This is a genomic window from Priestia megaterium, from assembly GCF_009497655.1.
Taxonomy (GTDB): domain Bacteria; phylum Bacillota; class Bacilli; order Bacillales; family Bacillaceae_H; genus Priestia; species Priestia zanthoxyli.
On sequence record NZ_CP023317.1, the window covers coordinates 4078124 to 4091563 of the forward strand.

The following is a 13440-nucleotide window of genomic DNA, read 5'->3' on the forward strand; positions in this document are numbered from 1 at the left end:
CCTTTCTACATCTAACAGCTCATTGATTTATTCAACTGATTCTTCTTTCTTGTATGTATAAATAGAAACACCAATGATACCGTACGTTTCGCTTTTTATTTTTTCAAATAAACCAATCTCATTATCTAAATGTACATCATGAGAATGCTCCGCTACAATAATTCCTGTTTTTGCCAGAAGGTTTTCTTCACTTACCGTTTCGATAAGCGCTTTCAACTTTTGTGCTTTATACGGTGGGTCAAGCAAAAGTAAATCGACAGTCAGCTCCCTTTTCTTTATCGCTTTCAGTGCACGCTCTGCATCATTTCGATACACTTCAGCGCGGTCTTCTAACCGACAGGATGCTAAGTTTGCTTTAATCGTCTGAATCGCTTTGCCATCCCGATCCACAAAAATGACTTTATCTATTCCTCGACTTAGAGCTTCAATTCCCAAGCCACCGCTTCCACCGAACAAATCAAGAGCTGTTCCACCTTCAAAAAACGGTCCAATCATATTAAAAATAGCTTCTTTCACCTTATCTGTTGTAGGGCGGGTTGAGTATCCTGGAACCGCCTTTAACGCATGGCCTTTATATAAACCTGCTACTACTCTCATCCTTATCACTACCTTACTTTTACTTCCTTATTCTTCATTATCCTAACATATTTTGAATTACAAAGACTAGCAAAAATCCTCAATTTATTCAATGCTGTATGCATTCTGTGCAATAACCCAGCAGCTTGCTTTTATGCTGGACTTTTACGACCGTCTCCTTAGATACACCTATGCAGATCATTCGGCATTTCGTTCATAAAAGATTTCCTTTACTTTAATATGTCATCATAAACGTAAATTTACCCTTTTTCTCTGTCATGTTATCAGTCTTTTATATTTTAAAAAGTGAATTTCACGAGACAGGTATATGAACGTTTAAAACGGACATACTGACTAGTAACAACATCATCTAACCGATGTTGTTGCCAACCGCGGAGAAGACTTACGTTTCCCCATAAGTTCTTCCTCCGGTTTCTCCTCTCCCTTTGCCTTCATCAAGGTGCTTGTAATCGCAGAGGTGATTACACCCCTTTATTGAAGGGCCCTACAATGAGTAGTTGTAGGGATTTTTTTATTTACTCCTAAAATATTCAGTGATACATTAAACTACGTGAGTTTGCTTTTTTAATACATAGAGGGGGAAATACATATGATTCAGCGTTTTATTGAGCTCGGAGAAGGGTATTCAGATATTTATGAGCTGTTAGAGATTGTCAAAAGCAACAAACATCGTCTTGCCCATCTTATTATGCTGCGAACAGTAAAAGAAGATCGACAAGTAGCTTCTTTTGTCGCTGTCTTGCATCCAACAGCTGAAGGGAATTTCCAACCGCTTTACGTTTGCCGAGAAGGAATTGTTTTAAAACAAAACGACAGCAAGCGCGTTGAGTTATTTAAACGAGCAGCTGAGGAAGCGGGAAAAGAAATTGTGGTACTCGATGTCAAACCATCTACTACCTTTCCAGAAACAGCACTATACTATCAGCACCTTATTGGCATTTTGCGAATGAACCGCTTTATTCCGCCAATGCAATAACCTCATCCCTGCCTATTCGTTTGCTAAGGCCAAGTAAAATAAAAAAAGGAATGTACATTACATTCCTTTTTTGTTTAAATTCCTATCTTATAGTCATATTCCTTCGCTTTATCCGGCTTTGAATTTTCGAATTCTGTTTTTAAAAACGGCCGATAAGAAGGATCTACTTTCTTCACAAAAGGTAGAGACTGAAGTTTATGGATTGTTTTTTCAATGCCATCTTGGTTGCAATATAAGACAACATACTTTAATTCTTTAGATACGTAATGTACATTTCCGTACTTTCGCAATGCTTTTGCTTGCTTAACAGAATGCACATACGCTACAATTCCTTGACGTTCAACAAACATATTTAGTTCCCCTTTTGCATACGTTATATTGGTTTTCTTTATCATAAATTCTTTTATATGAAGTAGGTGCTTTATGTATGAATTTAGATGATATCTGGATGCTCTTTCTTACTCATTTTAACGAGCACAGAGCTATTGAACAAGTCATTTTCAAAAAAATCACAAATATACCCTTTTTGTATATAAACACATCAATTGAGCGTAGAAAAATAGATGAGCTTCTAGAAGCTTCATCTATTTTTGCTACATCCAATACAAATGCTACGTGGCGCTCAAGTTTTGTCAGAAGTCAGCATCTTACTTATGTCTATCAGCACAGGTTTTACGTTCCACAGCGTAAAATGGCCTGCTGCGGAAATTCCTGTGCTGATTGCGTTCGATTTATACAGTGAACGGCTTATGCGCTGCACCCGCAGCTTCCACCAGATCCGCAGCCACCGCCGCAGCTGCTTCCCGTATCAAAAAACGGATTTCCCGTCGGTACTTTAACATGCTCTGAAACAGCTTGACCAAGGATAACGCTAATTTCATCAAGCAGTTTTTGCAATTCATTTTCTGCTTTTTTGAACGCAGCGATTGTCGCATGTAAATCAACTTGACGCTTTACATCACGTACTTGTCTCGTAATGGTTTTATAGTCAGGATGATATTTTCCAAATCGCTGAACATCCTCATACTGTTCCTTTATTTTCACAAATTGAGCAATTAATGCCTGTGCATGTGAATCTTTATTTAATCTATATAAACATTGACGATAGTTCTCGGCTACGTCTGATTGTAACACCATGTTCGCTACGTGATCAGACTCGTCGAGTAATTCAACAGTTCTCATTGTTGTCAGCATGGCTGTGCACCTCCGTTTTTATCTTATCACGTTTTGGATCTAAAGAAAAAGAACTTGCTAAAACAGCTTACACTGATTTACTACAAGTTCTACTTTTTAACTATATAATTTCAACCGTAAAGGTATTCCTCACTTGATAACTTTCTTCTTTAGATTTCATCAGTTCAATCGTAACAGTATGAGATCCTTTTGGAAGATCACTTAAAACAAAGGCTGCTTGCTTCATTTCTTTAAATGGTTTTCCATCTACTGTGATTTGAAGGAATCCACTCTCTGTTGAAAATGAAAACCCGCTTAGAATACATTCGACGTATACGTTCTGTCCTTTCACATGCTGGTGTACCATCAGTGAAGGTTTTGTATTCATTGCACCAAACGTTTCAGCTGCCCACGGTTGAGAGGAAGTTTTAGTCTCAGGTTTTGGTTTATCATGGTTGCATCCTAGCAGAGAAACTGCACATAAGGCCGTCGTTAATAGTAAGCGCATAATACCATTCCTTTATCATTCGTTTCTCCATAGTGTTTACAAACTCTTTGTTTTTACTCATGACGTGCAAAAATCTCTGCATCGCTATGTATGCAGAGATCATTGATTTTTCATGGATTGAAACATATGAAACATCATATTCGCCATTTGAATCGAATTCGAAAACTTTTCTACTTTATGAGGAATGGTTTGTTTGTAGTAGTGTTTGGATTCTAATTCAAATTTCTCCAGTTCTTCAGGGTTTCTAGATAAACGCCGGTACCACATTGGCTGTTCACGAACGAAGTCGTTGAGTTTAGGACGAGACTGCATATACTCGTATATATCCTTTCTCATTGCGCTTAATCTTTCCTAAAGCCAAATGGATTCCCTGGCCCGGAAGCTGCTCCTCCACCTGATGGCTTAGATGGTTGAAATTGTTGCAGTACTTGTTGAATATTCGAAATAGCGGAATTTACATTTGTGATATGATTTTGCATTTGATTCAAGTCCATGTTTTTTAGCGAGGATACAATTGTACCCATAATATCTTTTTTCTCCTCTGTGGCAGCAGCTGGTTCAGCCTTTTCACTTTCTTCTGAACGATATGCCTCCCACATTGGGTCTTCTGCACCGAATAAATACCAATCTTCATAAAGCTCTTTCCACGTTTTTTGCTGCTTTCGAACCTGTTCTACTAATTTGGGATGTGATTTTACAAATTGTTTAAATTCCACAACGGACGGATGAAGCTCTCGTTTGGTTTCCTTCACAGTCACTCACCTCATACTTAAATATAGCCTACTATATCTTAGAAAAAGAGAGCTCGTTTCGTGCGCCTATTTCAAAAATTTTTTATAGCTGTTTTTTTGAAGAAGCACGAACTGTGAACCAGTATGTAATGAAAATAGATAAAATGCTTAGCCAAAATGTAAAATAACCAATTTCAGACATATACGCATTGAGCATGCTGTATCTTGGCATCATAGAAAAAACGTAATCAATGATATCATTATGTACGGCCCATACAGCGGCAACCGCTACATGCCATAACTTAATCCGGTAAAACGGTACGTATAAAAGCCCTTGAAAAGCCATTGCTGCATGAGAAGCCATTAACATAAGCATCATCCAATCAATGTATCCTGTTAACACATAGACCAATACATTCATTATAACGGCCCAAATCCCGTATTTAAACAGCGTGACCATGGCTAAAGCTTCAAATAGTGAAAAATGTTTTCCAAGTAAAAGACCGATAAGTACGATAACAAAAAACAAGCTTGCCGTTGGACTATCAGGTACAAATAATAAAAACTTCTTAGGTGTTTCCGCTAATTGACTCCCATACCAAATATATCCGTAGATTGTTCCTAGTATATTTACAATCAGCAAAAGCGTTAAAAAACGCTTATCTTTTAAGGTATACCATAACCAAGCCATTCAGAAAGTCTCCTTTACATTTAATCTCTTCTTTATTATGTACAGTTTTTGGACAATAGCAAGCACCTATCTCATTGATATAAACCACAACATTAAATAAATTCAAAAAAAACCAGCCTTTTGGCTGGTTTTCATTATTCTTTTCCTAAGTTTCCGACAAATTCCGAGAGCGTTTTCAATTCTTTATCTGAACCTTTGAAAACACCTTTTGGCATATTGCCTTTACCATTTTTTGCGATATTGGCGATTTCTTCAGGAGATAAATCAATTCCTGTTAAAGCCGGAGCCGCAGGGCCTCCCTGTAAATTATCACCATGACAGGTCAAGCACGTTTGCTTTTGCATAATTTTGTAGCCTTCTGAATTTTTGTCAATCGCTACTTCTTCTCTAATTTTCCCTTGCTCTTCACGTGCTTTCCAATCTACCTGTGTCGCTGACTGCCACGTTAGGAAAAAGACTGCTGCTATAGCCAGAAGCATGAATCCTGTCGCAAACGGTCTCTTAGCCGGTCTTCTTTCTGGTCCGCGATCAATGAAAGGAGCAAGCATTAATGCGCCAAATGCAATCCCAGGAATAATAAATGCACCTATAATATTATATGGACCAGAAGCAAATGAATATTTAAGCAATTGATATAGAAACAAAAAATACCAGTCGGGAAGAGGCAAGTACCCCGTATCAGTCGGATCGGCAATACGTTCAAGCGGAGATGGATGAGCGATGGTTAAACATAAATAACCAATTAAAAAAACTGCTCCTACCATCCATTCTTTTAGTAAAAAGTTTGGCCAGAATGCTTCTGTTTTCCCTGGAAATTCAGAGTAATCTTTTGGAATATTGGGTTTTCGTTCTGCAGGAACACGTGAATCTCCAACAAACTTCATCCCTTTACCACGATGCATGTTCTCCCTCCTTTTTCTCACTGTTCTAGTGAAAGTACTAACAACGGAGTATGTGCTTGATGCATATGATGACTAGTGTGATTGACTAATTGAATAAAGCGTATAAACTTTTATAGTGGTCCTGAAATTCCTTGTTTACGAATCATTAAGAAGTGGGCACCCATTAAGCCAAGCAGGGCTCCGGGTAAAAAGAATACGTGAATGGCGAAAAAGCGAGTTAGTGTTTGAGCACCAACGATGTCTGGATGTCCTGAGAGTAATGTCTTCACTTGCTGGCCTATAATTGGTGTGGATTCAGCAATTTGCAAACCTACTTTCGTTGCAAATAGCGCTTTCATATCCCACGGCAACAAATAACCTGTAAAACCTAAACCTAACATAACAAAGAAAATTAACACACCCACAATCCAGTTTAACTCGCGGGGTTTTTTGTATGCTCCTTGGAAGAAAACACGAAGTGTATGTAAAAACATCATGACGATAACCAAACTTGCTCCCCAGTGATGCATACCTCGAACAATTTGTCCGAAAGCGACTTCATTTTGAAGATAATAAACGGATTCCCATGCATTTTTTATATCTGGTACATAATACATGGTCAAAAACATGCCTGATAAAATTTGAATAACGGTAACAAAAAACGTCAATCCACCAAAACAATACACAAATGCTGAAAAGTGATGTGCAGGATTTACGTGTTCTGGCACTTCATGATCGGCCACATCTCGCCATAAAGGAGTAATATCTAGCCGTTCATCCACCCAGTCATAGATTTTATTCAACATTTTCTATGCCCCTCCTTGTGGTTTGGCTTTTCCTAGATATAACGTACCGCCTTTTACCTTTTGAACGTATACATCTAACGGTCCCATCGGTGGTGTCCCCGGTACATTTTTACCGCTTTTTTCATACATTCCCCCATGACAAGGGCAGTAGAAACGATGTGGATAGTTTTTGTCACCAGCCCAGTTAACCGTACAGCCTAAATGCTTACAAATTGGTGACAGCGCAACGATTTCACCTTTATCAGTTTTGTACACCCAAGCCGATCTTGGTTCTTCTGATTTATGCCACGCATCCACTTGCTTGATTTTAAAATCGACACGTTTCGGCTCTTTTGTAATGTCTTTAACCTGCGCTACAGCTACTAAATCCTGACCCGCTTCTTTTTCCAAAATTGGATCTACTGCAAAGCGCACCATTGGCATTAACATTCCAGCAGCCATAAATCCCCCTACACCAGTGAGCGTATAGTTTAAAAACTGTCGTCTTGATACCCGATCACCCATGCTTTTCCCCCCTTTAAAAAAGTTCAGTCCAGAGAATTTTGGACACATGATGGACCATTCTATTAAACTAGGACATAATCATGATATATTAATATTTCTGGAAGGTCAATACAATAAAAACCTAAAACATGGAAATAATCTTTATTTTTCTAAATTTTTCGTCATTATTTTGTTTGCGCTTCCATTGCTTATTCTACAGCCTTTTTAAACACTCCATTTCTCTACAAAAATCGGCAGGAGCTGTTGGACTTGTTCATGTATGAGCGTATACTTATGCGAGTCGTCTATATGCTCAAGCGGTAAAGCAGGTATCCAAATGCAGTGAGCCCCTATTTCTTTTTCATACTGCAGCCAATCTCGGTCGCTAGTAAGCACAAAAAGATGTTTGACTTCATTGTCATTTATATGCTCATTCCAACGAAGTAATGTTTCATAAACAGCAGCTACTCCATCTTTTTTTAAGTATGTAAAACTAGGTGTTAAAATCACTCTTCCTTTAAATTGTCTCTCTAACTCTTCAGTAAGAGCAGTCGTATATTCACTCATAGATGCAGTAAGCTTTAAATCTTCTCCGAAATCAATAGGAATGAGTGGAACCAATACGGTATCAACATAACTTTTGGATTGTAAATACACATCCATTTCCTTCGCCTGCAGCTTCAACTTTCTTCTCCTCTCAGCAAGCTTGCTAAGGCTTGTCTTATTTATTTTTCAAACTGAATAAGGAGATAAAAAAAGAGATTGACCTTTTTCTAAGAAGCTAGCCAATCTCTCGTTTATCTACTGTACATAATGGTTATTTAAATATTCGCTTAAGCGCTGAAATTCCTCTTTATCATTTTCATCTAATGCTTTATCAATTAGTTCCATGATTTTTGATCGTTGAAATTTCTGAATAGATTCTTCCAATATTTGCTCAGCTAATACTCTGTCTTTTTCATTTGTTTGATTAGCTTTTGGCATATACGGATTGTCTTCCAGTACAGCCACATATTGAGGCGATGAATACAACGATCGGAAGTTTAATTGAATATAAATGTCTTCTTCTCGATTCAAACGAATATCATGAAATGATTTTTCTGCATCGGTTGTCATGATATTTTCTTTATAAAAACGAAATGGAGGGTCTTCCACACAGTGCGTAGACATCACCATCCCGCGAGGACAAAACTGTGCTTGCTCAACGAAGTGAACTCGTTTCATCAATTGATCATGGCTCATCAAATAATTTAAAATCCATACACATTCTCTGCGCTTCAGCTGATAATTCGTTAAAAACCAGCGAACAAATTCTTTTTTCTCGTTGACAGTAACAGGGGTCGTCATATTCTCACTTCCCTCCTCTGTGTTTAAACTCTCAGTTAAAACACCTTTTACAGTTATTTATTCCACACGGCAGCAATAAAATCCTCTGAACTATTATTTATTCTTCTAATTGAAATAATATGTCTTGAATTTCATCTACTGTTGGATCCATGGCTAATAAAGCTTGGAAAATCCCCTTCGCTTTCGAGCGCTGTCCTTCTTCTAATAAGAAATAGCCATACTCTTCTAAAAACGCATACTCTTCTTTAAAAACAGTATATGCAGATTCGTAGTATTTTAGCGCTTCTTCATAATTTTCTAATTCCTGATAAGCTTTTGCTAAATCCCATTCAAAATGAGGGTCATGCTCATTATATTCTTTGGCATGCTCGATATTCTCTACTACATCTTCATATCTCTCTTGACTCATATAAAGTTTAGAGAGAGTTAAAATAGCTTCAATGTACCCTGGATCTAGTGCAATCGCTTGTTGAAACGCCGATTCAGCCTCTTCTTCTAGACCGCGCTTTAATGCTATTTTACCTTTAAAAAAGTAAAGTTCTTTTTGAAATTCATCCTGCGCAATACCTTCGTTGACAGCCACCGCAGCCTCTTCTAGCATCTCTTCATGTTCATATGACTTTGCTAAATATAAATAAAGAGAATGGTACTCACGGTCTAACTCTTTTAGTTCTGTAAACTTTTCAATAGCGGTCTGATAATGACCTGCTTGATACGCTGAAATCGCATATTCAAATAGTGTGTTAATCTCAAGCTTATCTTTTAACGCTTGATCAAAGTAAGGAAGCGCTTCTTCGAACTGGCCGATACCTGCTAGACTTTCAGCTAATCGCTGACGAAGATCCGTACCGTTAAATTCTTTTTCTGTTTTTAGCAGCGTTTGATAAAAAGGAATTGCCTTTTGATAAATTCCTTGACTGCTGTAAAATTCACCGAGCCCAAAATCGATAACCGGCTCATTTGGAAGCATTTTTTTCGCTTCCATTAACTTTTGCTCACTTACTTCACTAAGGCCTTGCATTTGATATAAGTCAGCTACAAGAAGCAGAGCTGGCACGTAATTATCGTCTTCGCTGCTAATTTGATTTAAAATATGAATGGCTTCTTCTTCTTCTTCTAAATCAATGAGCATTTCAGCTTTTAATAAATACAGCTCGCCTTCTTCTGGGTATTTAGCAATGAGCTCGTCTATTAAAGGCAGCGCATCATTTACTAGTCCCCACTCCTGTAGCTGTTCAGCCATTAAAAACTTTTCTTCGTCTGTAGCTTTATCTTTCAATTCATGAATAAGGGCAAGACCTTTTTCAATTTCATTGGATTCTACGTAACCTATCGCGCGGTCTAGTTCTTTCACACACAATTCTCCTTTATTATTACATTCACTTTTTATATAAAAATAAAACGAATTAATTTTCTATTTTTCCAAACTCGAAGCAAGAACACATGCTTCTATACACCATGATAAAATAGTTTGAGCGTTTGTTCAACAAATCAATTTGAATACGCTTACATTTTTTTAGGTAAAAACGAGATTGAGACATGAAACCTTCGTTCACCATCTCAATAAAAAATCCGAACGAGTTTGATTTTTCATCAACAATATCAATTCCTCGTTCGGATTTCCCTTCAACCAAAATACGTTTGTTCCAGCCTCTTCCTTATTGGCTTAGCTCATCAAGATCTTCAAAAAAAGTAGGGTAGGAGACGTGAATGGCATCACTTCTCATTAGCGTTACCTCTCCCGTTGCAATGGCTGCTGCGACCGCAAGCATCATTCCAATTCGATGATCTCCGTAGCTGTCTACTTCCCCGCTTCGCAGGGCCGTCTTGCCTTCGATAATAAGTCCATCAGGTGTTGGCGTAACGGAGGCACCCAGCTTGCTTAGCTCGGTTGCAACCGTATCGATGCGGTTCGTTTCTTTTACTTTTAGTTCTTCCGCATCTTTAATCACCGTTTTCCCAGTTGCCTGAGTCGCCAAAAGAGCGATTACCGGAATTTCATCAATTAAACGAGGAATTAAATCGCCCCCAATTTCAATCCCTTTCAACTGAGACGTTTCAATCGTCAAATCGCCAATAGGCTCTCCATTTTGAATACGTTCATTGGAAATTGTAAGGCGTGCACCCATTTGCTGAAGCACATCAATAATACCTGTTCTTGTAGGATTGAGTCCGACGTTTTTCAAAACGATTCGGCTGTTTGGAACAATGGCTCCTGCAACAAGAAAGAATGCAGCTGAAGAAATGTCTCCAGGGACGTACACATCCGTTCCGCGCAGGGATTGTCCCCCTTCAATACTTACAGTCGTTCCATCTACCTCTACGTCTACTCCAAATGCGCGAAGCATACGCTCGGTATGGTCGCGTGATGTAAAAGGCTCGGTTACTTTTGTTGTGCCTTCGGCATGAAGTCCCGCTAGTAAAATCGCCGATTTTACTTGTGCACTTGCTACAGGAGAATGGTAATGAATTGCTTTTAATGCTCCTCCTCTAGTAGATAAAGGCGTATATTGGCCATGCTCACGCCCATCAATCTTTGCACCCATAGAGCGCAGCGGCACCGTAACACGGCTCATTGGACGCTTGGCAATCGACTCATCTCCAATTAGAGATGTATGAAATGGCACACCGGCAAGAATCCCCAGCATTAAACGAGTAGTTGTTCCTGAATTTCCTACATCTAAGATGGAAGTAGGTTCACTTAATCCTTCGATACCTTTACCTTCCACTTCAACATACTCGCCTTCTCTTTTAATCGATACGCCCATCTTTTCAAAACAAGAGATAGTACTTAAGCAATCTTCACCTGCTAAAAAATGATTAATCGTAGTTTTCCCTTCTGCCATCGCTCCGAACATCACAGCTCTGTGAGAAATTGACTTATCCCCGGGAATAGAAATTTCTCCTTGAAGAGATGAAAGATTCGTTTTTAATGGTTTTCCACTCATTTCATTCACACCTTTCATACATTAAGAAATAAACGTCTGATATTGATGCTGATGGAGACACGCTCTTGCCCGCTTTCTATCTTCCTCTGTTTGAAAGCTCAAACGTAATACTCCGTATATATCTTCTCGTGTTTCCAAAATTCGAATGTTTGTAATACTGATTTCATCTTCTGCTAAATAACCGGTTACTTCTGAGATAATACCCGGATAGTCAGGAACATCCACATAGAGATCATAAAAGGATGGAATCGCTCCTTTGGTTCGTACAGGAAGCTGATCTCTAAATTGTTTCGCTTGTGAAAAATATGTATAGATATCATTCGCATCTTTTCGTTCGATCATATTTCGCACGTCGTTCATTTCTTCAAGCCAGTGGTCAAACATTGAAAGAAGCGCATCCTGGTTATGAAGCAAAATATCTCTCCACATCGCTGGACTGCTTGAAGCAATACGTGTAATATCACGAAACCCTCCAGCCGCAAGCTGCGAAACTAGCTGATTGTCTTGTTGGTAATATTCTGCTTGATGAACAAGGCTTGCAGCAATAATATGTGGAAAATGGCTAATGACACCTGCTAATTTATCATGTTCTTTTGGTGACATTACAATAATTTTAGCTTTTGTACCACTTAGCAATTCCTTTAAGCTGTTTAAAGCCTCCGAAGAAGTAGAAGATGAAGGTGTTAATACATACATTGCATTTTCAAATAAATGAGCTTTAGAAGCAGCTACTCCGCTTTTATGAGACCCCGCCATTGGATGACCCCCGATAAACTCAATGCCTTTAGAAATAAGAGCCTCGGCTGTCTTCACTACTTCTTCTTTTGTACTTCCTACGTCTGTTACGATGACAGACTGTTTGAGCGTAAAATGTTCGAACTGTTTTAGCACTTCCGCTGCTTGGGTGACCGGAATGGCAATAACAATATAATCCGCTTGCTCAGCGCCTTGTTGCAAAGAAGAAGCCGCTTGGTCAATTACGCCTAGAGTTTTAGCGAGCTCCAGCTGCTCTTGATTAATGTCAAAACCTATTACATCAAGATGATGCTGCGTCTTTTTTATATTAAGTGCAAGAGATCCTCCAATTAATCCCAGGCCTACAACAAAAACATTTTCTTTCACTTTCCTTCACCTCATTGTGCATATGAAGATGAGAGTGTGAAATCACACTCTCATCTTTTACTATATTAGGTATTAAGCTTTCGCCGTTTCTTGGTTAACAAACTGCTGAAGCAATTCAATGATTTGTTCATTTTGTTCTTTTGTTCCCACCGTAATACGAACGGAAGTTGGGAAGCCTAATGCATTCCCTGAACGAACGATAAATCCGCGCTGCAATAAAAATTGAAACACTTCATCGCCTTGACGGCCAAAATCAATTAGAACAAAATTAGTGAAAGAAGGATAATAGTTTAAGCCATTCTTATCACAGAAAGCATAGTACTGCTGCAAACCTGCTTCATTTTTCTTTTTGCACTCTTCAATGAACGCTTGGTCTTCAAGAGCAACGATTGCTGCTTTTTGAGCCATGCGGCTTGTATTAAAAGGTTCGCGAGCCGGCTCAATTTTTTGTAGCAATGATTCGTTTGCAATACCGTAACCAATACGCAAAGAAGCTAAGCCGTATGCTTTTGAAAATGTGCGAAGTACAATTAAGTTTTCGTATTCATTCAAAAGCTCTACCGTATTCGGATAGTCGGCTTGGTCTGCTGCATACTCAAAATACGCTTCATCCATAACGATTAACGTATGCTTAGGAACTTGCTTCATAAAGGAAATTAACTCATCGCCCTTCACATACGTTCCCGTTGGGTTATTAGGACTGCATACCCATACAATTGTCGTATTTTCATCAATTGCACGAAGCATAGCATTTAAATCATGATCTCCGCCGCGCAGCGGTACTTCACGAATTTCTGCACCTTCAATTACGGCATTGTGCTTATATTGAGGAAATGATGGCGTTGGCATGACAGTGTTTGTATCAGCCGATAGTAAAGCTCGGCAAATAATTTGAATGACTTCATCAGACCCATTTCCAAAAATCAGCTGATCTTGCTCTACACCTACGTGTTTTGCTACTGCTGCACGCAGTTCAGCTGCATAACCGTCTGGATAAAGCGCCATATTTTCAATTTCTGCAGCAATCGCCTCTTTTACTAAAGCAGAGCTGCCGTAAGGATTTTCATTGGATGCTAATTTTACAACGCGATCTAAATTAAATTCACGCTTCACTTCTTCAATTGGCTTACCTGGTTTATATGGAGATAAAGTTAGTAATTGTTCTTTTACCTTCACC

Annotated in this window: 18 protein-coding genes; 2 read left to right on the forward strand and 16 right to left on the reverse strand. The window is 38.7% G+C overall.

What is annotated here, in order from left to right; translation table 11 throughout:
* Positions 1-27: 27 nt before the first annotated feature.
* A complete protein-coding gene (rsmD, locus tag CEQ83_RS20820; protein WP_013084870.1) occupies positions 28-597 on the reverse strand; it encodes a 16S rRNA (guanine(966)-N(2))-methyltransferase RsmD in 570 nt (189 codons plus the stop codon).
* Between the two features lie 589 nt (positions 598-1186).
* On the opposite strand from rsmD, the gene CEQ83_RS20825 reads away from it, so the two are divergent.
* Positions 1187-1573 carry a DUF7147 family protein gene (locus CEQ83_RS20825; protein ID WP_013084871.1) on the forward strand — a complete coding sequence of 129 codons (387 nt, stop codon included), beginning with the start codon at positions 1187-1189 and terminating at the stop codon, positions 1571-1573.
* Between the two features lie 74 nt (positions 1574-1647).
* On the opposite strand, the gene CEQ83_RS20830 is transcribed toward CEQ83_RS20825, so the two are convergent.
* Positions 1648-1923 (reverse strand): YlbG family protein, encoded by a 276-nt coding sequence (locus CEQ83_RS20830; RefSeq protein WP_013058985.1) that lies wholly within the window; start codon positions 1921-1923, stop codon positions 1648-1650.
* 77 nt (positions 1924-2000) lie between these two features.
* On the opposite strand from CEQ83_RS20830, the gene CEQ83_RS20835 reads away from it, so the two are divergent.
* Positions 2001-2315 carry a hypothetical protein gene (locus CEQ83_RS20835; RefSeq protein ID WP_033579757.1) on the forward strand — a complete coding sequence of 105 codons (315 nt, stop codon included), beginning with the start codon at positions 2001-2003 and terminating at the stop codon, positions 2313-2315.
* Between the two features lie 5 nt (positions 2316-2320).
* On the opposite strand, the gene CEQ83_RS20840 is transcribed toward CEQ83_RS20835, so the two are convergent.
* From CEQ83_RS20840 to hisC, 14 genes are all read right to left on the reverse strand, one after another.
* The gene (locus CEQ83_RS20840) at positions 2321-2767 is read right to left on the reverse strand and encodes a YlbF/YmcA family competence regulator (RefSeq protein ID WP_028411490.1); all 447 of its coding nucleotides are present in this window, start codon (positions 2765-2767) and stop codon (positions 2321-2323) included.
* 100 nt (positions 2768-2867) lie between these two features.
* Entirely contained in the window at positions 2868-3254 is a 387-nt protein-coding gene (locus tag CEQ83_RS20845) for a carbohydrate-binding protein (RefSeq protein WP_099000467.1), read from the reverse strand.
* Positions 3255-3353: 99 nt separating this feature from the next.
* Positions 3354-3590 (reverse strand): YlbE-like family protein, encoded by a 237-nt coding sequence (locus CEQ83_RS20850; RefSeq protein WP_013058988.1) that lies wholly within the window; start codon positions 3588-3590, stop codon positions 3354-3356.
* Between the two features lie 5 nt (positions 3591-3595).
* Positions 3596-4006 carry a YlbD family protein gene (gene ylbD, locus CEQ83_RS20855; protein WP_033579755.1) on the reverse strand — a complete coding sequence of 137 codons (411 nt, stop codon included), beginning with the start codon at positions 4004-4006 and terminating at the stop codon, positions 3596-3598.
* Positions 4007-4088: 82 nt separating this feature from the next.
* Complete coding sequence (gene lhaT / locus CEQ83_RS20860; RefSeq protein ID WP_028411492.1) at positions 4089-4676, reverse strand: lipoprotein heptaprenylglyceryl N-acetyltransferase LhaT; 588 nt, start codon at positions 4674-4676, stop codon at positions 4089-4091.
* A 134-nt stretch (positions 4677-4810) separates the two neighbouring features.
* The gene (locus tag CEQ83_RS20865; protein ID WP_028411493.1) at positions 4811-5578 is read right to left on the reverse strand and encodes a menaquinol-cytochrome c reductase cytochrome b/c subunit; all 768 of its coding nucleotides are present in this window, start codon (positions 5576-5578) and stop codon (positions 4811-4813) included.
* 110 nt (positions 5579-5688) lie between these two features.
* The gene (gene qcrB / locus CEQ83_RS20870; protein ID WP_013058992.1) at positions 5689-6363 is read right to left on the reverse strand and encodes a menaquinol-cytochrome c reductase cytochrome b subunit; all 675 of its coding nucleotides are present in this window, start codon (positions 6361-6363) and stop codon (positions 5689-5691) included.
* A 3-nt stretch (positions 6364-6366) separates the two neighbouring features.
* Positions 6367-6867 carry a QcrA and Rieske domain-containing protein gene (locus CEQ83_RS20875; RefSeq protein WP_013058993.1) on the reverse strand — a complete coding sequence of 167 codons (501 nt, stop codon included), beginning with the start codon at positions 6865-6867 and terminating at the stop codon, positions 6367-6369.
* A 204-nt stretch (positions 6868-7071) separates the two neighbouring features.
* Complete coding sequence (locus CEQ83_RS20880; RefSeq protein ID WP_028411494.1) at positions 7072-7530, reverse strand: YpiF family protein; 459 nt, start codon at positions 7528-7530, stop codon at positions 7072-7074.
* Positions 7531-7647: 117 nt separating this feature from the next.
* Entirely contained in the window at positions 7648-8193 is a 546-nt protein-coding gene (locus tag CEQ83_RS20885; RefSeq protein WP_013058996.1) for a ReoY family proteolytic degradation factor, read from the reverse strand.
* A 97-nt stretch (positions 8194-8290) separates the two neighbouring features.
* On the reverse strand, positions 8291-9553 hold the full coding sequence (locus CEQ83_RS20890; protein ID WP_205689540.1) for a tetratricopeptide repeat protein: 1263 nt from the start codon (positions 9551-9553) through the stop codon (positions 8291-8293).
* 298 nt (positions 9554-9851) lie between these two features.
* Positions 9852-11141 carry a 3-phosphoshikimate 1-carboxyvinyltransferase gene (gene aroA / locus CEQ83_RS20895; RefSeq protein WP_155010539.1) on the reverse strand — a complete coding sequence of 430 codons (1290 nt, stop codon included), beginning with the start codon at positions 11139-11141 and terminating at the stop codon, positions 9852-9854.
* Positions 11142-11162: 21 nt separating this feature from the next.
* Positions 11163-12263: a prephenate dehydrogenase gene (locus tag CEQ83_RS20900; protein WP_155017493.1), complete on the reverse strand. Its 1101-nt coding sequence runs from the start codon at positions 12261-12263 to the stop codon at positions 11163-11165.
* A 72-nt stretch (positions 12264-12335) separates the two neighbouring features.
* Entirely contained in the window at positions 12336-13439 is a 1104-nt protein-coding gene (gene hisC / locus CEQ83_RS20905) for a histidinol-phosphate transaminase (RefSeq protein WP_155017494.1), read from the reverse strand.
* Position 13440: the final 1 nt, after the last annotated feature.